The following is a 23,082-nucleotide window of genomic DNA, read 5'->3' on the forward strand; positions in this document are numbered from 1 at the left end:
CGGACCTGGTCCGCTGGACCGTCGCACACGACCCCTCCGCCACCACGCGGGGACGGGTCGAGGGCGTCTCGGTGACCGGAGTGTCCCTCAGCAGCCAGCGGGTCCGCCCCGGCGACCTGTACGCCGCCCTGCCCGGCGCCCGCGCGCACGGCATCGACTTCGCCGCCGACGCGGTGGCCGCGGGCGCGGTGGCGGTGCTGACCGACCCGACCGGCGCCGACCGCGCGCCCGCGGGGCTGCCGCTGCTGGTGGTCGCCCACCCGCGCGGCCTGCTCGGCGCGCTCGCGGCGTACGTCTACGGCGAGCCGGCCCGTGAGCTGCGGATGATCGGCGTGACCGGGACCCAGGGCAAGACGACCACCACCCGGCTGGCCGAGAGCGGCCTGGAGGGCTCGGGCACCCGGGCCGGCGTCGTCGGCACCGTCGGCACCCGGATCGCCGGCGAGGACGTGCCCACCACCCTCACCACCCCCGAGGCCCCCGACCTGCACGGGCTGTTCGCGCTGATGCGCGAGCGCGACGTGGCGGCGTGTGCCATGGAGGTCTCCAGCCACGCGCTGGTCATGGGTCGCGTGGACGGCGTGGTCTTCGACGTCGCGGTCTTCCTCAACCTGGGCCGCGACCACCTGGACTTCCACGGCACCGTGGCTGAGTACTTCGCCGCGAAGGCGTCGCTGTTCACCCCCGAGCGCGCCCGGCTGGGCCTGGTCAACCTCGACGACGAGCACGGCCGACGCCTGCTCGCCGAGGCCACCGTGCCGGTGCGCACCTTCTCGGCCACCGGCGGCGACGCCGACTGGCGCGCCGTCGACGTCGAGCTGCAGGCGGGCGGCTCGCGCTTCACCGTGCTCGGTCCCGACGGGGTGCGCATCGAGGCCGGCGTACCGCTGCCCGGGGACTTCAACGTCGCCAACGCCCTCGCCGCGATCGCGGCCTGCGCCGAGGCCGGGTTCGACCCGGCTCCGGTGGCCGCGGCCCTCGCCGCCGGGGCCGGCGTCCCGGGGCGCCTGGAGCGCGTCGAGGCCGGCCAGGACTTCGAGGTCGTCGTCGACTACGCGCACAAGCCCGACGCGGTCGCCGCCGCGATCGCCACGCTGCGCCCGCTCACCGAGGGCCAGGTCATCGTGGTGCTCGGCGCGGGCGGGGACCGCGACGCCGGCAAGCGCCCGATCATGGCGGGCATCGCCGCGGAGCTCGCCGACGTGCTGGTGCTCACCGACGACAACCCCCGCACCGAGGACCCCGCCGAGATCCGCGCCCAGATGCGGGCCGGCACCACCGGCGACCACGGCACCGTGCGCGCGGAGGTCCTCGAGATCGGCGACCGGCGCGAGGCGATCGCGACCGCCCTGCGCCGGGCCGGTCGCGGCGACATCGTGCTGGTGGCCGGCAAGGGCCACGAGACCGGGCAGGAGATCCACGGGGTGGTCCACCCCTTCGACGACCGCGCGGTGGTCCGCGAGCTGTTGGCCGGGGGAGACCCGGCATGACCGACGCCACCACCGCGATCGCGCCGGCCCCGGCGAGGGAGCCCCGACGGCGGGCGCCCCATGCGGAAGAATCCCTGGCCGGCACGCACCACCCAGCAGACCCCGTACAGACAGCAAGCGAGAGGCAGCGATGAGAGCGATCCTGATCGGCGGGGGACTCGCGCTGTTGATCTCGCTGCTCGGCACCCGCGTGGCGATCAAGCAGTTCACCAAGCTCGGCTACGGCCAGGAGATCCGCGACGACGGACCCACGAGCCACCACACCAAGCGCGGCACGCCCACGATGGGCGGCGTGGTGATCATCCTCGCCACCGTCATCGCCTACTTCGCGGCCAAGCTGCTCACCGGCGACGTGCCGTCGGCCTCCGGGATGCTGCTGCTGTTCCTCTTCGTCGGCATGGGCCTGGTCGGCTTCCTCGACGACTTCATCAAGATCTACAAGCAGCGCAGCCTGGGCCTGCGCAGCAAGGCCAAGATGGTCGGGCAGACAGTCATCGCCCTGATCTTCGGTGGCCTGGCGCTGTCGCCCTGGCTGGAGGACTCCCGCGGGGAGACACCCGCCTCGCGTCATCTGTCCTTCCTGCGCGACATCGACCAGTTCGCGCTGCCGGCGATCGTCGTGCTCGTGCTGATCTGGCTCTTCGTCGCGGGCTTCAGCAACGCCGTCAACCTCACCGACGGCCTCGACGGGCTCGCGGCCGGCGCCTGCGTGATGGTCTTCGCGGCCTACACGCTGGTCAACATCTGGCAGTTCAACCAGTTCTGCGGCGCCGCTCCCGGCCCGAAGTGCTACGACGTGCGCGATCCCCTCGACCTCGCGGTGATCGCCGCGGCGATCACCGGCGCCTGCTTCGGCTTCTTGTGGTGGAACGCCTCGCCGGCCCAGATCTTCATGGGCGACACCGGCTCCCTGGCGCTGGGCAGCGCCCTCGCCGGCTTCGCGATCCTGACCCGCACCGAGCTGCTGCTCGTCGTCCTCGGCGGCATCTTCGTCGTCGAGACGGTCTCGGTGATGCTCCAGGTCGGCTACTTCAAGCTCACCGGAGGCAAGCGGATCTTCCGGATGGCACCGATCCACCACCACTTCGAGATGCTCGGGTGGGAGCAGGTCACGGTGGTCATCCGGTTCTGGATCATCACCGGGCTCTGCGTGGCCACCGGCCTGGGCATCTTCTACGCCGAATGGGTGGCGGGCAGCTGATGGACACCCCCGACCTCGAGACCCTCGGGCAGCGCGACTCCTGGGCCGGCGTGCGCGCGGTCGTCGCCGGCTTCGGCCCCGGCGGCTTCGCGGCCGCCGACAACCTGCTCCACCTCGGCGCCGACGTGCTGGCCCTCGACGAGGAGCCCGGCGACACCGAGCGCACCGAGCGCGCGGAGCTGCTCGAGGTCCTCGGCGCCCGGGTCCGGCTGGGCGCGGGCAGCACCGCCACGCTGCCCGAGGACGTCGACGTGCTCGTCGTCCAGGGTGACCCGACCGCACCGACCCCGCTCGTCACCGCCGCCCGCGAGCGCGGCGTACCGGTGTGGGGCGAGGTCGACCTCGCCTGGCGGCTGCGCGCCCCCGACTCGCAGACGCCGTGGCTGTGCGTGACCGGCGCGACCGGCACCGCCCAGACCGTCCGGCTGCTGGACGCGATGCTGCGCGCCGCCGGGCTGCGCTCGCTGGCCGTCGGGCAGGGCGGGCTGCCGGTGGTCGAGGCGGTCATGGACCCCGAGACGTACGACGTGCTGGCGGTCGGGTTGACCCCTGCCCAGCTCCGCGGAGCCGGCGGCCTGCAGGCCGACTCGGCGGCGGTGCTCGCCGTCCCCGACGCCGACAGCCCCGGCGCCAGGGCCGACCGGCTCGCGATGGGACGTGTCTACGACCAGGTCCGGGTGGCCTGCGTCTACGCCGTCGCCGATCCCGGCACCGAGGAGCTGGTGCTCGAGGCCGACGTCCGCGAGGGCGCCCGGGCGATCGGGGTGACGCTCGGCATGCCCGGTGTCGGCATGCTCGGGCTCGTCGAGGACCTGGTCGCGGACCGGGCGTTCATCGAGGAGCGGGCGACCAGCGCCGCGGAGCTCTGCACGCTCGCCGACCTGCCGGTGGACGACGTCGCCGCGGAGCCGGAGACGGTGCGCAACGTGCTGGCGGCCGCCGCGCTCGCGCGCGCCGTGGGCGCGCCCCGCGCTGCCGTGCGCGACGGCCTGCGCGCCGCGCCGCGCGACTGAGCGTCGGTGCCGGCGCGCCACGACACGCGCCCCGGGTTGCCGCCGATCGGCACCGGCGACGGCGAGACTTGACCCTGCACGTCGATCGAGCCGACCGGGAAGGGGCCTGCGTGACGACCACCGCGAACCCGCCCACCCGCGAGGGCAAGCAGGTCGCCCCACCGGGCCGGCTGGGTTGGCTGGCCTCGGCGCGGGCCGCGCTGCGCAGCCCGCTGGCGCCGTACTACCTGCTGCTGGGCGCCTCGGCGCTGCTGCTGACCATCGGCCTGATCATGGTGCTCAGCGCCTCCAGCGTCTACAGCTACAAGACCCACGACGGCGACTCCTACGCCGTGGTCAAGCGCCAGCTGATGTGGGTGCTGATCGCGCTGCCGCTCGCCTGGCTGGCCAGCCGGGTGCCGCTGCGGCTGATCCGTGGGCTCACCTTCCCCGCGTACATCTTCTCCCTGGTGCTGCTGCTCGCGACCGCGCTCTTCGGCATCGTGATCAACGGCAACAAGAACTGGCTGGCGCTCGGGCCGCTGGTCATCCAGCCCGCCGAGATCGCCAAGCTGGCGCTGGTGCTGTGGGCGGCGCACGTCTACGCCAACAAGGAGCGCCGCCTCGGCGAGCTGTGGCACATGATCCTGCCGGTGGTCCCGGGCCTGGCGATCGCGACGGTCCTGGTGGTCGTCGGCCGTGACCTGGGCACCGCGCTGGTGTTCATGTCGATCGGGGTCGGGCTGCTGTTCGTGGCGGGTGCGCCGCGGCGCTTCTTCACGATCTGCATCCTCGGGCTCGGCGCGGCCGTGCTCGCGCTCGCGACCGGCAACTCCGAGCGGATGGGGCGCATCCTCAACTTCGCCGACCCGTTCAAGGACTTCCACGACGCGGGCTGGCAGCCCGCGCACGGGCTCTACGCGCTGTCCTCCGGCGGCTGGCTGGGCCAGGGCATCGGCTACAGCCGCCAGAAGTGGGGCGACCTGCCCGAGGCCCACACCGACTTCATCTTCGCGGTGCTCGGCGAGGAGCTCGGGTTGATCGGCACGCTGCTGGTCATCGGGCTGTTCCTCACCATCGCCTACGCCGCGGTGCGGGTGGCGCGGGAGACCCGCGACCCGTTCGTGCGCTACGCCAGCTTCGGCATCGTGGTCTGGCTGCTCGGGCAGATGATGATCAACGTCGGCATGGTGCTGGCGCTGCTGCCGGTCATCGGCATCCCGCTGCCGCTCGTCTCCTACGGCGGCTCGGCGCTGGTGCCTTCCCTGGTCGCGCTGGGGCTGCTGATCGGCTTCGCGCGCCGGGAGCCGACCGCGGCGCGCATTCTCTCGCAGCGCAAACGAGGCCGTCCGGCGGGTCTGTCCGCGCTCACGCACCGGTGACTTCCTAGAGTTGGCCCCGATGCGCGTCCTACTCGCCGGCGGAGGCACCGCCGGCCACACCTCGCCCCTGATCGCCACCGCCGACGCCCTGCGGCGTCTCGACCCCAGCACCGAGATCACCTGCCTCGGCACCCCTCGCGGGCTCGAGAACACCGTGGTCCCGGCCGCCGGCTACCCCCTCGAGCTGGTCCCGCCGGTCCCGCTGCCGCGCAAGCCCGGCATGGACCTGCTGCGCGTGCCCGGCCGGCTGCGTGCCGCGGTCCGCGCCGCGCACGACGTGTTCGACAAGGTCCGCCCCGACGTCGTGGTCGGCTACGGCGGCTACGTGTCGATGCCGGCCTACCTGGCCGCCCGGCGCCGCGGCGTACCCCTGGTGGTGCACGAGCAGAACGCCGTGCCCGGCCTGGCCAACAAGGTCGGCGCCCGGGTCGCCGGCCGCGTCGCGGTCAGCTTCCCCGACACCCCGCTGCCCCGAGCGGAGTACGTCGGCCTCCCGATCCGCCGGATGATCTCGACCCTGGACCGGGCGGCGCTGCGCGCCGAGGCGCGGGAGTTCTTCGGCCTCGACCCCGAGCGCCCGACCCTCGTGGTCACCGGCGGCTCCCAGGGAGCGCGCCGGCTCAACCAGTCGGTCTCCGGTGCGGCCCCCGCGCTCGCCGCGGCGGGCGTGCAGGTGCTGCACGTCGTCGGCCCGAAGGGCGAGGCCGACCCGCACACCGAGGGCGGCGCGCCGTACGTCGTGGTGCCGTTCGTGGACCGCATGGACTACGCCCTCGCCGCCGCCGACCTGATGGTCTGCCGCTCGGGCGCCTCGAGCGTCACCGAGGCCGCAGCCGTGGGCGTGCCGGCGATCTTCGTCCCGCTGCCGCACGGCAACGGCGAGCAGGAGCACAACGCCCGCCCGGTCGTCGACGCCGGGGGAGCCCTGCTGGTCGCCGACGGCGACTTCACCACCGACTGGGTCACCGCGCACGTCCCCGGTCTGGCCACCGACCCGGTGCGGCTGGCGGCGATGAGCGCCGCGGCCACCGGCCTGATCCCGCGCGACGCCGACGACAAGCTGGCCCGCATCGTGCTCGAGGCCGCCGCAGGGGGTGCGCGATGAAGGTCCCCGTCCCCGACGAGCTGCTGCCCGCCGAGCGCCTCGGCCGCGTCCACTTCGTCGGCATCGGCGGCGCCGGGCTGTCCGCGATCGCCCGCCTGATGCTGGCCCGCGGCGTCGCGGTCAGCGGCAGCGACGGCGTCGACAGCCCCACCCTGGAGCGGCTGCGCGACCTCGGCGCCCGCGTCCACGTCGGTCACGACGCCGCCCACCTGCGCGGCCCCGAGCACGCCGTCGACACCCTGGTGGTCTCCACCGCAGTGCGCGAGGACAACCCCGAATACCTCGAGGCCGTCGCCCAGGGCCTGCGGGTGCTGCCGCGCTCCGCCGCGCTGAGCGCCGTGATGGCCGGGCGCCGGGTGCTCGCGGTCGCCGGCACGCACGGCAAGACCACCACCACCTCGCTGCTCACCGTCGCCCTCCAGGCCGCCGGCGCGGACCCGACGTACGCCGTGGGCGGGGAGCTGGCCCAGACCGGCACCAACGCCGAGGAGGGCAGCAGCGACCTGTTCGTCGCCGAGGCCGACGAGTCCGACGGCGCGTTCTTGGTCTATGAGCCCTACGCCGCGATCGTCACCAACGTCGAGGCCGACCACCTCGACAACTGGGGCACCGAGGAGGCCTACCGCGCCGCGTTCGACCGGTTCGCCGATCGGGTCGACCCCGCCGGCTTCCTGGTCTGCGTGGCCGACGACGAGGGCGCGGCGGCGCTGGCCGAGCGCGCCGCGCGCGCCGGTCGCCGCGTCGTGACCGTGGGGGAGTCGGCCGCAGCGGAGGTCCGCGCGGTCGACCTGGTCTTCGCGGGCACCACCTCCGCCTTCACCGTCCTCGACCGCGGCACCGAGCTCGGCCGGGTCACCCTGCAGATCCCGGGCCGCCACTACGTCCTCGACGCCCTCGCCGCGCTCACCGTCGGCCTGCGCCTCGGCCTGGACTTCGACCGGCTGCGCGCCGGCCTGGAGGGCTTCGCCGGCACCCGGCGCCGCATGGAGCGCAAGGGCGAGGTCGCGGGCGTGCGGGTCTACGACAGCTACGCCCACCACCCCGTCGAGATCGCCGGCGACCTGCAGGCGGCGCGCGCCGTGGCCGGCGACGGGCGCGTCGTGGTCGCCTTCCAGCCCCACCTGGTCTCACGCACCCGCATCTTCGGCACCGCGATGGGCGAGGCGCTCGGCGCGGCCGACGAGGTCGTGGTGCTCCCCATCCACCTCGCCCGTGAGGAGGCCGACCCCGCGGTCACCGCGGCGCTGGTGGCGGACGCCGTACCGCTGCCGGCCGAGCGTGTGGTCCGGGCGTCCGACCTCCCCGGGGCCGCGCGCGAGCTGGCCTCCCGGGCGCGGCCCGGCGACCTGGTGCTGACCCTCGGCGCGGGCAGCGTGACGGAGGTCGGGCCGCTGGTCCTCGACCTGCTGGGTTCCGGTGGCTAGGAGCGCCCTCCCCGACGCGGAGGCCTCGCGTCGCCGGTTCGCCCGTCGCCAGTGGCGGCGGCGCTGGCTCACGTGGAAGTACGGCGTGGCCGCGTTCCTCGTGCTCCTCGTGGCCGGTGCGACGGTCTGGGCGCTGTGGTTCTCCTCCTGGCTCTCGGTGGAGGGCGTCGAGGTCCGGGGGACCTCGGTGCTCGACGCCGCCGCGGTCACGGAGGCCGCGCAGGTGCCCGACGGCCGGGCGCTGGTCTCGGTCGACCTGGCGGGCGTCGAGGCGCGTGTCGAGGCGCTCGCGCCGGTGCTGGACGCCGAGGTGACCCGCCAGTGGCCCGACCGGGTGCTGGTCGAGATCGAGGAGCGCACGGCGATCGCGGTCGTCGAGCTCAGTGGCCGGGTGCGCGGCATGGACGCCGACGGCGTGCTGTTCCGCGACTACCCGAAGATGCCCGACGACCTGCCCCGGGTGCAGGCGGCCAGCGGGATCGACTCCGAGGCGCTGCGCGAGAGCGCCGCGGTGATCGCCGCGCTCCCGGGCGACCTCGCCGCCACCGTCGACCACGTCGAGGTCGAGAGCATCGACCGCATCTCGTTCGTGCTGCGCGACGATCGCGAGGTGCTGTGGGGGAGCGCGGAGGAGACCGAGCTCAAGGCCGAGGTGCTGCCCGGCCTGCTGCGCCAGGAGGGGAGCGTCTTCGACGTGAGCGTCCCCGCGCGCCCCACCATCCAGCCCTGAGAAAAAGTTCGTGTGATCTTCCACGCCTCAGGCGCGTGTCGATGCGGCAGCACGCCGTGCTTCGCCCTACCGTGGTGATCACGACAAGGTTGACATAACTATAACCCTCAGCCTGAGGGTCAGGGTTTGCGCCGAGAGTGGCGCTCCCGAGTCGAGCAGCACCGCGTCCCCCCACCCCAGACATCAGCACCAGCAGCACAGCAGCACCCAACCGTCATCCGGAGCGTCCGGGCGACCGGACCCGATCAGCGAGAGGCAAGCCGTCGTGGCAGCAGCGCAGAACTACCTGGCCATCATCAAGGTCGTGGGCATCGGTGGCGGCGGCGTCAACGCCGTCAACCGGATGATCGAGATCGGCCTCAAGGGCGTCGAGTTCATCGCCATCAACACCGACGCCCAGGCGCTCTTGATGAGCGACGCCGACGTCAAGCTCGACATCGGCCGCGAGCTCACCCGCGGTCTCGGTGCCGGCGCGAACCCCGACGTGGGTGCGCAGGCGGCCGACGACCACGCCGAGGAGATCGAAGAGGTCCTCAAGGGCGCCGACATGGTCTTCGTGACCGCCGGCGAGGGTGGCGGCACCGGCACCGGCGGTGCGCCGGTCGTCGCGCGCATCGCGCGCTCGCTGGGTGCGCTGACGATCGGTGTGGTCACCCGCCCGTTCGCCTTCGAGGGTCGTCGTCGCGCCAACTCCGCCGAGGAGGGCATCGCCGCGCTGCGCGAGGAGGTCGACACCCTCATCGTGATCCCCAACGACCGGCTGCTCTCGATCAGCGACCGCAACGTCTCGGTGCTCGACGCGTTCAAGCAGGCCGACCAGGTGCTGCTGCAGGGTGTCTCCGGCATCACCGACCTGATCACCACCCCGGGCCTGATCAACCTCGACTTCGCCGACGTCAAGTCAGTCATGGCCAACGCCGGCTCCGCGCTGATGGGCATCGGCTCGGCGCGTGGTGAGGACCGCTCCGTCGCCGCCGCCGAGATGGCCGTGTCCAGCCCGCTGCTCGAGGCCTCGATCGACGGCGCGCACGGCGTGCTGCTCTCCATCGCCGGTGGTTCCGACCTCGGCCTGTTCGAGATCAACGAGGCCGCGGCGCTGGTCGCCCAGGCCGTGCACCCCGAGGCCAACATCATCTTCGGTGCGACGATCGACGACGCCCTGGGCGACGAGGTCCGGGTGACCGTGATCGCCGCCGGCTTCGACGGCGGCACCCCCAAGCGTCGCGACGAGGGCACGGTGCTGCGCCGCGAGTCCCGTCCTCAGCAGACCCAGGAGGAGACCCGCGCCGCCGCTGCGAGCACGCGTCCCGCCCCCGCCCAGGGGTCGCCGCTGCGTCCGGCCCCCACCGGCCAGGCGCCGCAGGCACCCCAGGGCCAGCCAGCCCAGCAGGGCTCGCAGTACGGCGCCCCGCAGGCCCAGCCCGCCCAGGGCGGCCCGCGTGGCAACCAGCCGCAGCAGCCCACCCAGCCGCCGGCGCCGCGCCAGGCCCCGCCGCAGGTGCAGTTCGACGACGACGACCTCGACGTCCCGGACTTCCTGAAGTAGCCGACGCGCTGCCTCGCCCGCCTGCTCACCCACGACACCTACGGACCGGATGTACGCCTACCGCGCCAGCCACGGCCCCGTCGACCTGGCCTTCACCGATCGTCTCGGTGGGGTCAGCGACGCGCCGTACGACTCGCTGAACCTCGCGATCTCCGGCGGTGACTCTCCGGAGTCGCGGGCGACCAACCTGCGTCTCGTGCTCGACGACTTCGCCCCCGGGGCGCGGGTCGCCGAGATGGTCCAGGTGCACGGTCGTGCGGTCGTGGACGCCGATTCGCTCGAGGCATCCGGCGTGCTGCCCGAGGGCGACGCGCTGGTCAGCACCCGTCCCGACGTCGTGCTCACGGTGCGGGTGGCCGACTGCGTCCCGGTGCTGCTGGCCGACGAGGCGGGGCGGGTGGTCGCGGCCGCGCACGCCGGTCGCGCCGGCGTCGCCGCGGGCGTGGTGCCGGCCACGGTCGAGGCGATGCGCGTGCGGGGCGCCGGCGCGCTGAGCGCCTGGATCGGTCCCCACGTGTGCGGGTCCTGCTATGAGGTGCCCGCGTCGCTGCAGGCCGAGGTCGTCGAGGCGGAGCCCGCCACCCGCGCCACGACGCGGCACGGGACTCCTGCGCTCGACCTCGGCGCCGGAGTGCGGCACCAGCTCGAGCGCGCGGGCGTCACGGTCCACGACGTCTCCCGCTGCACGCTGGAGTCGCCCGACCTGTTCTCCCACCGCCGCGACGGCGCCTCTGCGGGCCGTCTCGCCGGACTGGTGCGGAGGCGCGGATGAGCACGGATGCTCGCCGCGAGGAGCTCGCGGCAGGTCTCGAGGCGGTCCGCGGTCGGATCGCCCGCGCCTGCCACGACGCCGGTCGCACCCCCGACGAGGTGACGCTCCTCGTGGTCACCAAGTTCTTCCCGGCCTCCGACGTACGCCTGCTGGCCGGGCTCGGGGTCACCGACGTGGGTGAGAATCGCCACCAGGAGGCCGCCGAGAAGGCGCGCGAGTGCGCCGACCTCGGGCTGCGCTGGCACTTCATCGGCGGGCTGCAGTCCAACAAGGCGGCCGCAATCGCCGGGTACGCCGACGCGGTGCACTCCGTCGACCGCGCCAAGCTCGTCGCCCCGCTGGATCGCGGCGCCGCGGGCCGCGAGGTCGACGTGCTCCTCCAGGTCAGCCTCGACCCGCCCGGAGCAGCGGGCCGGGCCGGCGCCGACCCGGAGACCCTCGGTGATCTCGCCGAGGTCGTCGAGGGCGCCGAGCACCTCCGGCTGCGCGGCCTGATGGCCGTCGCGCCGCTGGGCGAGGACCCCGCCCGGGCGTTCGCGAGGCTCGCGGAGATCCGGCGTACCTTCCTCACCCAGCACCCCGAGGCCACCTGGTTGTCGGCCGGCATGAGCAACGACCTCGAGCAGGCCGTCGCCGCCGGTGCGACACACGTGCGGATCGGGTCGGCGGTCCTCGGTTCGAGGCCCCGGTTCCAGTAATGTCCAAGACACCGTCAAGTGCCCTCCCTACCTGGGGGGCCACATCCGAAGGGCAGCAGTCATGAGCGGCGCGATGCGCAAGATCGGCGAGTACCTCGGCCTCGTCGAGGACACCGGTCGGTACGACGACGAGTACGACGACGCCCACACTGCCGAGACCCAGGCGGTGCCGGCCTCGCGCCAGCCCCGCAGCCGCGAGCCGCGCCCCGCGCCGGTCGCCGACATCTCCGAGCGCCGCCGGCCCGCCGCCGTGCCGCCGCACGAGGTCGCCGAGCTCTCGCGCATCCTCACCCTGCACCCGCGCACCTACAACGAGGCGCGCACCGTGGGGGAGAACTTCCGTGAGGGCACCCCGGTGATCATGAACCTCTCCGAGATGGACGACGCCGACGCCAAGCGTCTCGTCGACTTCGCCGCTGGGCTCGTCTTCGCCACCCGTGGCACCATCGAGCGCGTCACCAACAAGGTCTTCCTGCTGTCCCCGGCCAACGTGACGGTCGCGGCCGAGGACAAGCAGCGCATCGCCGAGGGTGGCTTCTTCAACCAGAGCTGAGGCGGGCCCCACCAGGTCCGCGCAGCACCGCACCACCCCGTCCCACGTCCCGCACCCCGAGCATCAGGAGCACACCCGCAGTGGAGCTGATCGGCGTCGTCCTCTACGTCCCGGTCCTGATCTTCTTCGGGATGCTGTGGGTGCGTTTCATCGTGGACTGGGTGCAGGTGTTCGCCCGCTCCTGGCAGCCCACCGGTCTGCTGCTGCTCCTGCTCGAGGCGGTGTACACCGTCACCGATCCGCCGATCAAGGCGCTGCGACGGGTGATCCCGCCGCTGCGGCTCGGCAGCATCGCCCTCGACCTGAGCTTCCTGATCGTCATGATCTGCACCTACGTGCTGTTGCAGATCATCCGGGGCGCTCTTCTCTGACCGCGTCAGGCCGGGCTGCGGATCACGTCCGTCCCCGAGCCAGGCGCTATTGTTCGCACGTCACATCACTACCGAAATGAATGGGTGAGGTCATGCCGCTGACGCCTGAGGACGTGAGCAACAAGCGCTTTACTCCCGTCCGGCTTCGTGAGGGCTACGACATGGGAGAGGTCGACCAGTTCCTCGATGAGGTGGAGGCCGAGCTGGCACGCCTCACCAAGGAGAACGACGACCTTCGCGCCAAGCTCGCCTCGGTCCAGTCCGGCGCGCCGGCTCCGGCCGCCGTGGTCGAGCAGCCGAAGCCCGAGCCGGTGAAGGCGAAGGAGCCGGAGCCGGCCCCCGCGCCGACCCCGACGCCGGCCCCCGCGCCCGCCGCGGCGGCGACGCCGACCGAGACCATCCGCGTCGAGACGGTCCCGCAGGCCTCCAACGCCGCGGCCCGCCTGCTCGAGATCGCCACGCGCAACGCGGACGAGCTCGTGGACGAGGCCAAGAACGAGGCCGACAAGATCGTCGGCGCCGCGCGCACCAAGGCCGAGCGCCTGGAGTCGGAGTCGAAGTCGAAGGCCGACCGCCTCGAGGCCGACGCCCGCACCCGCGCGCAGATGCTCGACTCCGAGACCGCCGAGCGGCGCCAGCAGCTCTTCGGCGAGCTCGAGCGCGAGCGTGACCGCCTCACCGGTGAGGTGGAGACGCTGCGCTCCTTCGAGCGCGAGTACCGCTCGCGTCTCAAGAGCTACTTCAGCCAGCAGCTGGAGGCGCTCAACGGCTCCGCGGAGACCGCCGCGCCCACCGACGAGCAGCCGGCGCCCAAGCGTCTGCGCTCGATCCTGGGCGACGACGAGGGCTGATCGGACCGCATCGACGCAGCACTCGACGCCGCGGCCGGCCCCGACGAGGGGCCGGCCGCGGCGTCGTTCGTCCCGGGTCCTCGGGTCGTTCGTCCCGGGGAAAATCTGTCGGATGACGGGTTGGGAAGCGGCCGCGGAAGGACTAGTGTCCGCGGCACCGTCGTGGTGCAGACCACGTGAGCAGGCTCTCGAGGAGGCCCACCATGGCCCGTTCGACCACGAAGTCCCTGGCTGCCCAAGCGGCTACCGCCGCCCGCAAGGCCATGGGACGTACGCCGCTGCCCGCGGCCACCGAGGCTCCCGCCAGCGAGTCCCCGGCCGAGGTCGCGAGCCCGCCGGTGAGGCGGCGCGCGGGTCGGGTGCTCGCGTCGAGGAGCGGGCCGGCGGTGACGAGCGCTTCGACGGCGAAGCCGGCGACGAAGAGCACCACCAAGAAGGCGCCGGTGAAGAAGGCGCCCGCCGCGGAGCCCGCGGACAAGCCGCCCGCGGACAAGGCGCCCGCGAAGAAGGCGCCCGCGAAGAAGGCGCCGGCCAAGAAGGCAGCCGCGAAGAAGGCGCCGGCCAAGAAGGCGGCGCCGGTCGCCGAGCCCGCCACGGCCCCGAGGGCGGCCGGCTCGAAGACGGGCACCACGACCACGGCGCGGCGCGCCGCCGTACGCCGTCCGGTGCGGCAGTCTCCCTCGACCCTCGTCGTCAAGGCGGGGGAGTCGGCGTGGAGCCGCACCGAGCTCAAGGAGGTCGTGGACGAGCTTCACGGCCAGCGCAGCCACCTCGAGGAGATGGTGCACGACCAGGAGGTCGAGCTCTCCGCGCTGCTGCGCGACTCCGGTGACGGTGCGGGGCAGGATCAGGCCGATGTCGGTGCGGCGAGCTTCGAGCGCGACCACGAGCTGACCGTGCTGCGCAACGAGCGGGACAAGCTGGCCCAGATCGAGCGCGCCCTGGGGCGCATCGACGACGGCACCTACGGGGTGTGCGAATCGTGCGGCGAAGCGATCGGCAAGATGCGGCTCATGGCGTTTCCGCGTGCCACACTGTGCATGACATGCAAGCAGCGCGAGGAGCGTCGCTGAGTGCCCCGGAGGGGCCCGCGACCACACGGTCCGCCGGACGGCGGCGTTATGCCTATGTGTTCGCAGCCGTCGCGCTGACGGCCTACGTCCTCGACATCGCCACCAAGGTGCTCGCGGTCGCCGAGCTGCAGGACCGCGACGTCTCCGTCGTCGGTGACGTGCTGGTGCTGCACCTGGTGCGCAACCCGGGCGCGGCGTTCAGCGTCGGCACGGAGTACACGATGGTGCTCAGCTGCATCGCGATCGTGGCGGTCTGCGTCATCCTCTGGCTCAGCCGGCGCATCGGCGAGATCTGGTGGTCGATCGGCATGGGGATGCTGCTCGCCGGCGTCGCCGGCAACCTCACCGACCGGCTGCTGCGCGACCCCGGCCCGCTGCGCGGCCATGTCATCGACTTCCTGCAGATCCCGAACTGGCCGGTCTTCAACGTGGCCGACATGTGCGTCGTGGGCGCTGCGGGTCTGATCATCGTGCAGTCCTTCCGAGGACTGCGCCTGGACGGTACGAGAATCGAGTCATGAACCACCACGACCACCGCACCCTGCTGGTGCCCGACAGCATGGCCGGCGAGCGCGTCGACGCCGCGATGGCACGGCTCTTCGGCGTCTCGCGCAGTCGCGCCGCCGACCTGGTCGCCGCCGGACATGTCCGCCTGGACGGGGCCGAGGTCGCCAAGAGCGACCGGGTGCTGCCCGGCGCCGTCCTCGACGTCACGATCCCGACCATGGTCGACCCGCTCGAGATCGTCCCCGAGATCGTCGAGGGCATCAAGATCATCCACGACGACGACTCCATCGTGGTGATCGACAAGCCGGTCGGCGTCGCCGTGCACCCGTCTCCGGGTTGGAGCGGGCCGACGGTCGTCGGTCACCTCGCCGGCGCCGGTTTCCGGATCGCCACCAGCGGTGCCTCCGAGCGCCAGGGGATCGTGCAGCGCCTCGACGTCGGGACCTCCGGTGTGATGGTGATCTGCAAGTCCGAGCACGCCTACTCGTTGCTCAAGAACGCCTTCCGGCACCGCACGGTCTCCAAGACCTACCACGCGCTCGTGCAGGGTCACCCCGACCCGCTGCAGGGCACCGTGGACGCGCCGATCGGGCGCCACCCGAAGGCCGACTACAAGTTCGCGGTGATGGCCGACGGGCGGCCCAGCGTGACGCACTACGAGACGCTCGAGGCGCACCGGTTCGCCAGCCTGTTGGAGATCCACCTCGAGACCGGGCGCACCCACCAGATCCGGGTGCACATGGCCGCGCTCAAGCACCCGTGCGTCGCCGACCTGACCTACGGCGCCGACCCGGTGCTGGCCAAGCGGGTCGGGCTCGAGCGGCAGTGGCTGCACGCCGTACGACTCGGGTTCGAGCACCCCGACACCGGGGAGCACGTGGAGTACGAGTCGTCCTACCCCGACGACCTCGCCCACGCCCTCGACGTCATCCGTGACGCCAGCTGATCTGCTCCTGAGGCCCGCCGGACCCGAGGACGCCCCGGGCGTCGTCGCGGTGCACCTCGCCTCCCGCGCCGCCGCGGTGGCGGCCGGGACGATGCCCCCGGCCGCCCGCCCGGAGGCCGAGGTCCGCCGGTGGCTGACCGAGCGGCTGCGCACCGACGAGACGTGGGTCGCCGAGGTGGACGGTGAGGTCGTCGGCTACCTGCGCCTGGTCGCCGACTGGATCGACGACCTGTACGTCGCGCCCACGCATGCGAACCAGGGGATCGGCGGCCTGCTGCTCGACCTGGCCAAGCAGCGCTGCCCCCACGGCCTGGGTCTGTGGGTCTTCGAGATCAACACCCCCGCCCGCCGCTTCTACGCACGCCACGGCCTGGTCGAGGTCGAGCACACCGACGGCTCGGACAACGAGGAGCGCCAGCCCGACCTGCGCATGGAGTGGGCACCCGCCTGACGCTCGAGACTGCCCCGCGTAGTCGGCGGGTGTCCTGCTGCGGACTTCTCAGTTCCCGGCCGCCGGCCCGGCCGCCGCGCGGTCTTGCTGTGCGCCTGGTCCCACCCCGGCCGGATCCACTGCGAGGTTGCGTTCGCGATCCTCGCCGGCGCTGCACCGATCCCGGCCAACAGCGGCGAGACCTACGACCGCTACCGGCTCCACCGTTACGGAGGCAGCGAGATCCGCCGCTGCCTCGGGCGCTCCATCGCCCACGACCGATCTCTACCGACGCCTCGACAACCGCCGCCCCTGACTCCTCCACCAAACACAGGAGCGTCCGCAGGCTAGGAACCCGGGTCCAGGCAGGGGTGTAGCCCCGCCGGCTGGCTGCTGGCGGGGTCCGGGGCGGTCGACCTACTCGTCGGGCGGGTGCGCGGTGACGAGGCGGGTGGTGCTGCGGTCCTTGATGAGGTGCAGCCCGTGCGGCGATCGCCAGAGGTACGTCGTGGCGTCGGTCTTGTCGTAGGTCCACGCGGTGTGGGTCTTCGCCCGATGGTGGCGCCGGCAGAGCGGGGCGAGGTTGCAGGAGCAGGTCGGGCCCCCGCTCGGTCCCGCGCCGTGGGCGGTGACGTGGTCGGTGTCGCAGCGCCGGGCCGGCCGCTCACACCACGGGAAGGCGCAGACCTGCTGGGTCAGACGGGTCTGCTCGGTGAGCCGGTCGGGGACGGCGTAGGCGTCGGTGTGGTGGTGGGCCTCGAGGTCGATGACCGGCTTGACCGTCACCTGCGCGTCGCCGCTGCACCAGTCACGGACCTGGTCGGTCGACACGATGCTGCGGGTCTCCTCGACATGCGCGATCCCCGCCTCGTCGCGGCTGATCGCTGCGTGGGAGAGGTGGACGTGGATGACGACCTGTCGGGGCTTGACCACCGAGGCGGCACCGGCACCGTCACCGGCTTCGGCGCGCAGGTCGAAGGCGAGCTGGCGCCGGGCAAGCTCGCCGGCCGCCATCGAGCGCCGCACGTCCAGCGACTCGGTGGAACCGAGGGCGACGAGCCCCTCGGCACCCTGCCGGATCGCGGTGTCTAGGTCGATCGCGTCGGCAAGATCGAGGACACCCTCGACGTGCACGGTGCCGTCGTGGGTGGCCCCGTCGGTGCGCACGTCGAAGCGGCGCCCGTCGGCCGCTTCGAGGCGGTCCTTCTCGGCACCTTCGGGGTCGAACGTGACCCGGGCCTGGTCGACGAGCCGCTCGATCCCGGCCCAGCTGATCTTCCCGACGAAGGCCGCGAGGTGGCGGTCCAGGAACTCGGCCCCGTCGAGGGGGAGTGTGGTGGTCAGCTGCGCGAGCCGCCGCGCCTTCCAGAGCGGGACCTTGCCGGCGCGGACCAGCTTCCAGGTGCGCTTGAGCCGGTGGGCCAGCTCGAGCGCGTCGCTGACCAGCGCCCGGGCGGAGTCGGTGGACATACCGATCGCGGCGCCGAACTCCATGGGCGCGAACTCCGCCACCAGCGGCGTCCCCTCGCCCGCGAGCGGGACGGCCAGCTCCCCGAACACCAGCCCGCTCGTCGGCGCCTCGGCGACCGACTCCTCGGGATGCATCGACGCCCACACCAGAGCGGCCTCCAAGACCTCGATCTCCGCCCGCTGGGCCGCAGTCCGGCGGCGCTGTGCGAAGGCCAGCACGGCGGCTGGGGTGTCGCACTCGGGGAGTTCGGGGGAGGCCATGCCTCATCTTACTCGAACGCACGTTCGAGAACAAGGGCTTCTCTGCCGGAAGTTTCCAACCTTCGTGGCAGTGGTCTCGACGAGCTCGACCGACGGGGCGGCCGCCGTGCGCACACCACCGGCAGCTTCTGGCTGGCGAACCGGTCCCGTATCTGCTGCGGGGCGGCGATGGTCAGGGCGAACAGCTGGTATCGGGCATCGGTGGCGGTCTTGACTGCGGACCTGCGGGTGCTCAGCAGCGCCGAGAGCGCCTGCCGGGTCCCGCCGACGCGCGGGGTGCACGGCCGGGGCGGGGGCAGGGCCTCGCGGGCGGCACGGGCCGCCTCTAGGGGGTCGGACTTCGCGTCGTTGCGGCGCTTCGCGCGGACCAGGCGGTCGAGTTTGATGACGACCAAGACCTCACGCTCGACGGTCAAGCTACTGATCAGGCCAGCTACTCAAGCCCGGGCTCGAGCGACGGCCGCTCGCCGGCGCTTGCCGTTGCGCAACGACCAGAATTCGATCGACGGACCGTCCGGATCGACCCTCCGCCAGCGGACACGCCGGGTGCGCCGACGCACATCTCACACGGCGGAGGAGTGTCGGTGATGCCTGTCAGGGTGGAGGGCAACGGCACCGTAGGGTGGTGTCCTTCCCGAGGCGACCAGGAGTGGCACGTCGTCGGTTGTCGTCCTTCAGAGCTCGATCCAGGGAGAGTGCCGCAGCATGAGCGCCGGCTCCGGTGATTCCTTCGTCCACCTGCACGTGCACACCGAGTACTCCATGCTCGATGGTGCGGCCCGGCTCGGGGCGCTGGCCGAGCGCACCGCGGAGCTCGGCATGCCGGCGATCGCGATGACCGACCACGGCAACGTGTTCGGCGCCTATGAGTTCTACCGCAAGTGCAAGGCGGCCGACGTCAAGCCGATCATCGGCATCGAGGCCTACTTCGCCCCCAATGTCCCCCGCCAGGAGAAGAAGGGCGTCAGCTTCTACGGCGGCGGCCCCGACGACGTCTCGGCGCGCGGTGCCTACACGCACATGACGCTGCTCTCGGAGTCCACCAAGGGCATGCACAACCTGTTCAAGCTGACCACCGGTGCGTGGAGCGACGGCTACTTCAAGCAGCCGCGCATGGACCGTGCGCTGCTGGCCGAGCACGGCGAGGGCATCATCGGCACCACCGGCTGCCCGTCGGGTGAGATCCAGGTCCACCTGCGCCACGGCAACTACGACGCGGCGCGTCAGGTCGCCGGCGACTTCCAAGACATCCTCGGCAAGGAGAACTACTTCCTGGAGCTGATGGACCACGGTCTCGACATCGAGAACCGGGTCCGCGCCGACCTGCTGCGCCTGGGCCGCGACGTCGGGATCCCGATGATCGCGACCAACGACTCCCACTACGTCATGCGCGAGGACGCCAAGGCCCAGGAGCACCTGCTCTGCATCAACTCCGGCTCGACGATGGACATCCCGGCCGGTGACGGGCCCGGCCAGCGCTTCGCGTTCTCCGGCGACGGCTACTACATCAAGAGCCCGGCCGAGATGCGCGAGCTGTGGGTCGACAAGTACGACCTGCGCGAGGCCTGCGACAACACCCTGCTCATCGCCGAGCGCTGCGAGGTCGAGTTCACCGAGGGCATCGGCACCTACATGCCGCAGTTCCCGGTCCCCGAGGGCGAGACCGAGGACTCCTGGCTCATCAAGGAGGTCAAGCACGGCCTCGCCCGCCGCTACCCCGGCGGGGTGCCGGAGAAGTCGCGCCAGCAGGCCGACTTCGAGATCGGCGTCATCACCCAGATGGGCTTCTCGGGCTACTTCCTCGTCGTCGCCGACTTCATCAACTGGGCCAAGGAGAACGGCATCCGCGTCGGGCCGGGCCGTGGCTCCGGTGCGGGCTCGATGGTCGCCTACGCGATGCGGATCACCGACCTCGACCCGCTCGAGCACGGACTGATCTTCGAGCGCTTCCTCAACCCCGACCGCGTCTCGATGCCCGACTTCGACATCGACTTCGACGAGCGTCGGCGCAGCGAGGTGATCCGCTACGTCACCGACAAGTACGGCGACGACCGGGTGAGCTACATCATCACCTACGGCACCATCAAGGCGAAGCAGGCCGTCAAGGACTCCAGCCGCATCCTCGGCTACCCGTTCGCGATGGGCGACAAGATCACCAAGGCCATGCCGGCCGCGGTGATGGGCAAGGACGTCCCGCTCCAGGAGATCTTCGACCCCGAGCACAAGCGCTACTCCGAGGGCGGCGAGTTCCGCGCGCTCTACGACGCCGAGGCCGACGTACGCCGCGTGGTGGACACCGCCATCGGCATCGAGGGCCTCAAGCGGCAGTGGGGCGTGCACGCCGCCGGCGTGATCATGTCCAACACCCCGCTCGTCGAGGTGATCCCGCTGCTCAAGCGGCCCGCCGACGGCGCGATGATCACCCAGTTCGACTACCCCACCTGTGAGGGCCTCGGCCTGATCAAGATGGACTTCCTGGGCCTGCGCAACCTCACCGTGCTCGACGACGCGGTGAAGAACATCCTGGCCAACCGCGGCGAGGAGATCGTGCTCGAGGAGCTCGAGCTCACCGACCCCAAGACCTACGAGCTGCTCCAGCGAGGCGACACCCTCGGCGTCTTCCAGCTCGACGGCGGCCCGATGCGCGCGCTGCTGCGCTCGATGCGACCCGACGCCTTCGCCGACATCTCCGCGGTCGGCGCGCTCTACCGTCCGGGCCCGATGGGCGCGGACTCGCACAACAAGTACGCCCGCCGCAAGACCGGGCGCGAGCCGGTGGAGCCGATCCACCCCGAGCTCGCCGAGGCCCTCGAGGACATCCTGGGCGAGACCTACGGCCTGATCGTGTATCAGGAGCAGGTCATGGCGATCGCCCAGAAGCTCGCGGGCTACACGCTGGGTCAGGCCGACCTGCTGCGCCGCGCGATGGGCAAGAAGAAGAAGTCCGAGCTGGACAAGCAGTTCGAGATGTTCTCCGCGGGCATGAAGGAGCGCGGCTACTCGATGGCCGCGGTCCAGACGCTGTGGGACATCTTGCTGCCGTTCTCCGACTACGCCTTCAACAAGGCGCACTCCGCGGCGTACGGCCTGGTGTCGTACTGGACCGCCTACCTCAAGGCCAACTACCCGGCCGAGTACATGGCCGCCCTGCTGACCTCGGTGAAGGACGACAAGGACAAGTCGGCCATCTACCTCAACGAGTGCCGGCGCATGAAGATCCAGGTGCTGCCGCCCGACGTGAACCAGTCGGCCAACAACTTCACCCCGGTGGGCACCGACATCCGCTTCGGCCTCGGCGCGGTGCGCAACGTCGGCACCAACGTCGTCGACGGCATCGTGTCGGCGCGCGAGGAGAAGGGCCGCTACACCGACTTCAACGACTTCATGTCCAAGGTCCCCGTGCACGTGTGCAACAAGCGGGTGCTGGAGTCGCTGATCAAGGCCGGCGCCTTCGACGAGCTCAACCACAAGCGCCGCGCGCTGGTCGCCATCCACGAGAACGCCGTGGACCAGTACGTCGACATCAAGCGCAACGAGGCGATCGGGCAGGACTCGCTGTTCGGGGGGATGGACGAGGACGCCGGCGGCGGCTTCGGCATCACCGTGAACATCCCGGAGATCGACGAGTGGGACAAGACCACGCTGCTCGGTCACGAGCGCGACATGCTCGGTCTCTACGTCTCCGACCACCCGCTGCTCGGCCTCGAGCACGTCCTGGCCAACGGCTCGGACTGCAGCATCGGCCAGCTGATGCTCGACGAGGACCGCCCCGACGGCTCCCCGATCACCATCACCGGACTGGTCACCCAGGTGCAGCGCAAGATCACCAAGCGCGGTGACGCCTGGGCGATGATCACCCTGGAGGACCTCGACGGCGCCATCGAGGTGCTGTTGTTCCCCAGCTCCTACCAGCTCGCGGCGAGCTACCTGGTCGAGGACGCGATCCTGACCGTCAAGGGCCGGCTCTCGCGCAGCAAGGACCAGCCGGAGATCATGGGCCAGGAGGTCTCGGCCCCCGACCTGTCCGACGGCCCGAGCGGGCCGGTGGTGATCAGCCTGCCGCAGACCCGCTGCACGCCGCCGGTCGTCGCCCAGCTCAAGGACGTGCTCGGCACCCACCGCGGCGTGACCGAGGTGCGGCTGCGACTGATGAACCGCGACAAGACCCTGGTGATGTCGCTGGAGCACCGGGTCACCCCGAGCTCCGCGCTGTTCGCCGACCTCAAGGCGCTCCTGGGTCCCGGATGCCTCACCAGCTGATCCGCTTCCTCGCCGTCGTCGTGTTCCTCCTCGGGACCGGCGTCGTCGCCGGCTGGGTGTGGGAGGCCGTCTGGGAGGCACCGGTCGGTGGGGTCCAAGACGGGCGCTGGTTCCCGATCCCGACCGAGACCGGGCTGCGCGCGCAGTTCAGCGGCACCGCGATCTACGTGCTCGTCGCCCTCGCGGCGGGCCTGATCGCCGGCACCGTGATCGCGTTGCTGACCCGCGGGGGAGAGCTGCTCACCCTCGCCGCCGTCGTCGTCGGCTCGGCGATCGGGGGCGTGGCGATGGCCCGCGTGGGTGCCGCGCTCGGCCCCGAGGACCCCGCGGCGCTCGCCGCCCGCGCCGAGGACGGCGCCCGGCTGGTCGGCAACCTCGAGGTCACCGGCCTGAGCCCGTACGGCGCGCTGCCGTTCGGCGCGCTGCTCGCGCTGATGGTGGTCTTCTTCCTCACCGCCGGCCACGGACGCTACGACGAGGACCGCGACCGCCCGGGCGACAGCGCCGTCAGCGACGACCGACCGGGGCCGTCACCGCTTCCGTGACCGCCACCAGGTCGCTGGGGGAGAGCCCCAGGTCCAGTCCCCGTCGTCCGGCGGAGACGTAGACCACCGGGTGCACGAGCGCGCTCTCGTCCACCACTGTGCGATGGCGGCGCCGCTGGCCGATCGGCGAGATCCCGCCGACGACGTACCCGGTGGCCCGCTCGGCCGCGGCCTTGTCGGCCATCGTGGCGCGCGAGCCGCCGAGCGCGCGGGCCAGGGCCTTGAGGTCGAGCTGACCGGAGACCGGGACCACCGCGACCGCCAGCTCACCGTCGACCTCGGCCATCAGTGTCTTGAAGACCTGGGCCGGGTCGAGGCCGAGGGCACTCGCGGCCTCCAGGCCGTAGGACTCCACACGCGGGTCGTGCTCGTAGGGGTGCAGGGTGAAGGGGACCCCGGCCCGGGTCAGGGCAGTCGTGGCCGGCGTCGCGCCGGCGCTCTTCCTCGCCACGGACGAGATGGTCGCAGAGGCCGG

General features: G+C 72.2%; 23 protein-coding genes. 20 read left to right on the forward strand and 3 right to left on the reverse strand.

Annotation, left to right across the window (positions count from 1 at the left end; genetic code table 11):
- Positions 1–5: 5 nt before the first annotated feature.
- From GFH29_RS07640 to GFH29_RS20800, 18 genes are all read left to right on the forward strand, one after another.
- Positions 6–1,490 carry a UDP-N-acetylmuramoyl-L-alanyl-D-glutamate--2,6-diaminopimelate ligase gene (locus GFH29_RS07640; RefSeq protein ID WP_153325692.1) on the forward strand — a complete coding sequence of 495 codons (1,485 nt, stop codon included), beginning with the start codon at positions 6–8 and terminating at the stop codon, positions 1,488–1,490.
- A 130-nt stretch (positions 1,491–1,620) separates the two neighbouring features.
- Positions 1,621–2,691 carry a phospho-N-acetylmuramoyl-pentapeptide-transferase gene (gene mraY / locus GFH29_RS07645; protein ID WP_153322778.1) on the forward strand — a complete coding sequence of 357 codons (1,071 nt, stop codon included), beginning with the start codon at positions 1,621–1,623 and terminating at the stop codon, positions 2,689–2,691.
- Complete coding sequence (locus tag GFH29_RS07650) at positions 2,691–3,704, forward strand: hypothetical protein (protein ID WP_153322779.1); 1,014 nt, start codon at positions 2,691–2,693, stop codon at positions 3,702–3,704. Before mraY ends, GFH29_RS07650 begins: the two co-directional genes overlap by 1 nt.
- Before the next feature lie 110 nt (positions 3,705–3,814).
- On the forward strand, positions 3,815–5,065 hold the full coding sequence (gene ftsW, locus GFH29_RS07655; protein ID WP_153322780.1) for a putative lipid II flippase FtsW: 1,251 nt from the start codon (positions 3,815–3,817) through the stop codon (positions 5,063–5,065).
- Positions 5,066–5,084: 19 nt separating this feature from the next.
- A complete protein-coding gene (gene murG, locus GFH29_RS07660; protein ID WP_153322781.1) occupies positions 5,085–6,170 on the forward strand; it encodes an undecaprenyldiphospho-muramoylpentapeptide beta-N-acetylglucosaminyltransferase in 1,086 nt (361 codons plus the stop codon).
- Positions 6,167–7,594 carry a UDP-N-acetylmuramate--L-alanine ligase gene (murC, locus tag GFH29_RS07665; protein ID WP_153322782.1) on the forward strand — a complete coding sequence of 476 codons (1,428 nt, stop codon included), beginning with the start codon at positions 6,167–6,169 and terminating at the stop codon, positions 7,592–7,594. Before murG ends, murC begins: the two co-directional genes overlap by 4 nt.
- Complete coding sequence (locus GFH29_RS07670) at positions 7,587–8,324, forward strand: cell division protein FtsQ/DivIB (RefSeq protein WP_153322783.1); 738 nt, start codon at positions 7,587–7,589, stop codon at positions 8,322–8,324. The genes murC and GFH29_RS07670 overlap by 8 nt, the downstream gene beginning before the upstream one ends.
- A 265-nt stretch (positions 8,325–8,589) precedes the next feature.
- A complete protein-coding gene (ftsZ, locus tag GFH29_RS07675) occupies positions 8,590–9,870 on the forward strand; it encodes a cell division protein FtsZ (protein ID WP_153322784.1) in 1,281 nt (426 codons plus the stop codon).
- A 49-nt stretch (positions 9,871–9,919) separates the two neighbouring features.
- The gene (pgeF, locus tag GFH29_RS07680) at positions 9,920–10,642 is read left to right on the forward strand and encodes a peptidoglycan editing factor PgeF (RefSeq protein WP_153322785.1); all 723 of its coding nucleotides are present in this window, start codon (positions 9,920–9,922) and stop codon (positions 10,640–10,642) included.
- Positions 10,639–11,340 carry a YggS family pyridoxal phosphate-dependent enzyme gene (locus GFH29_RS07685; protein ID WP_153322786.1) on the forward strand — a complete coding sequence of 234 codons (702 nt, stop codon included), beginning with the start codon at positions 10,639–10,641 and terminating at the stop codon, positions 11,338–11,340. Before pgeF ends, GFH29_RS07685 begins: the two co-directional genes overlap by 4 nt.
- Before the next feature lie 61 nt (positions 11,341–11,401).
- Positions 11,402–11,893: a cell division protein SepF gene (locus tag GFH29_RS07690; RefSeq protein ID WP_153322787.1), complete on the forward strand. Its 492-nt coding sequence runs from the start codon at positions 11,402–11,404 to the stop codon at positions 11,891–11,893.
- Positions 11,894–11,973: 80 nt separating this feature from the next.
- Positions 11,974–12,264 carry a YggT family protein gene (locus GFH29_RS07695; protein ID WP_153322788.1) on the forward strand — a complete coding sequence of 97 codons (291 nt, stop codon included), beginning with the start codon at positions 11,974–11,976 and terminating at the stop codon, positions 12,262–12,264.
- A gap of 92 nt (positions 12,265–12,356) precedes the next feature.
- Entirely contained in the window at positions 12,357–13,115 is a 759-nt protein-coding gene (locus GFH29_RS07700; protein WP_228387830.1) for a DivIVA domain-containing protein, read from the forward strand.
- Between the two features lie 203 nt (positions 13,116–13,318).
- Positions 13,319–14,188, forward strand: coding sequence for a TraR/DksA family transcriptional regulator (locus tag GFH29_RS07705; protein WP_228387831.1), 870 nt, complete (start codon positions 13,319–13,321; stop codon positions 14,186–14,188).
- 56 nt (positions 14,189–14,244) lie between these two features.
- Positions 14,245–14,709: a signal peptidase II gene (lspA, locus tag GFH29_RS07710; RefSeq protein ID WP_267128535.1), complete on the forward strand. Its 465-nt coding sequence runs from the start codon at positions 14,245–14,247 to the stop codon at positions 14,707–14,709.
- Positions 14,706–15,641, forward strand: a complete 936-nt coding sequence (locus GFH29_RS07715; protein ID WP_153322791.1) for an RluA family pseudouridine synthase — start codon at positions 14,706–14,708, stop codon at positions 15,639–15,641. The genes lspA and GFH29_RS07715 overlap by 4 nt, the downstream gene beginning before the upstream one ends.
- Positions 15,628–16,092, forward strand: a complete 465-nt coding sequence (locus tag GFH29_RS07720) for a GNAT family N-acetyltransferase (RefSeq protein ID WP_153322792.1) — start codon at positions 15,628–15,630, stop codon at positions 16,090–16,092. The genes GFH29_RS07715 and GFH29_RS07720 overlap by 14 nt, the downstream gene beginning before the upstream one ends.
- Before the next feature lie 9 nt (positions 16,093–16,101).
- On the forward strand, positions 16,102–16,422 hold the full coding sequence (locus tag GFH29_RS20800) for a transposase (RefSeq protein WP_267128543.1): 321 nt from the start codon (positions 16,102–16,104) through the stop codon (positions 16,420–16,422).
- A 66-nt stretch (positions 16,423–16,488) separates the two neighbouring features.
- Here GFH29_RS20800 and GFH29_RS07730 read toward each other — a convergent pair whose 3' ends face one another.
- Positions 16,489–17,802 carry an HNH endonuclease signature motif containing protein gene (locus tag GFH29_RS07730; protein ID WP_153322793.1) on the reverse strand — a complete coding sequence of 438 codons (1,314 nt, stop codon included), beginning with the start codon at positions 17,800–17,802 and terminating at the stop codon, positions 16,489–16,491.
- Between the two features lie 8 nt (positions 17,803–17,810).
- Positions 17,811–18,218, reverse strand: coding sequence for a hypothetical protein (locus tag GFH29_RS07735; protein ID WP_153322794.1), 408 nt, complete (start codon positions 18,216–18,218; stop codon positions 17,811–17,813).
- A 289-nt stretch (positions 18,219–18,507) separates the two neighbouring features.
- On the opposite strand from GFH29_RS07735, the gene dnaE reads away from it, so the two are divergent.
- Positions 18,508–22,062 carry a DNA polymerase III subunit alpha gene (gene dnaE, locus GFH29_RS07740; RefSeq protein ID WP_153322795.1) on the forward strand — a complete coding sequence of 1,185 codons (3,555 nt, stop codon included), beginning with the start codon at positions 18,508–18,510 and terminating at the stop codon, positions 22,060–22,062.
- Positions 22,047–22,607 carry a hypothetical protein gene (locus GFH29_RS07745; protein WP_153322796.1) on the forward strand — a complete coding sequence of 187 codons (561 nt, stop codon included), beginning with the start codon at positions 22,047–22,049 and terminating at the stop codon, positions 22,605–22,607. The genes dnaE and GFH29_RS07745 overlap by 16 nt, the downstream gene beginning before the upstream one ends.
- On the opposite strand, the gene ybaK is transcribed toward GFH29_RS07745, so the two are convergent.
- The gene (gene ybaK / locus GFH29_RS07750) at positions 22,570–23,058 is read right to left on the reverse strand and encodes a Cys-tRNA(Pro) deacylase (protein WP_228387832.1); all 489 of its coding nucleotides are present in this window, start codon (positions 23,056–23,058) and stop codon (positions 22,570–22,572) included. The two genes, GFH29_RS07745 and ybaK, sit on opposite strands and share 38 nt — an antisense overlap.
- Between the last annotated feature and the right edge of the window lie 24 nt (positions 23,059–23,082).

The organism is Nocardioides sp. dk884 (genome assembly GCF_009557055.1).
GTDB lineage: Bacteria > Actinomycetota > Actinomycetes > Propionibacteriales > Nocardioidaceae > Nocardioides.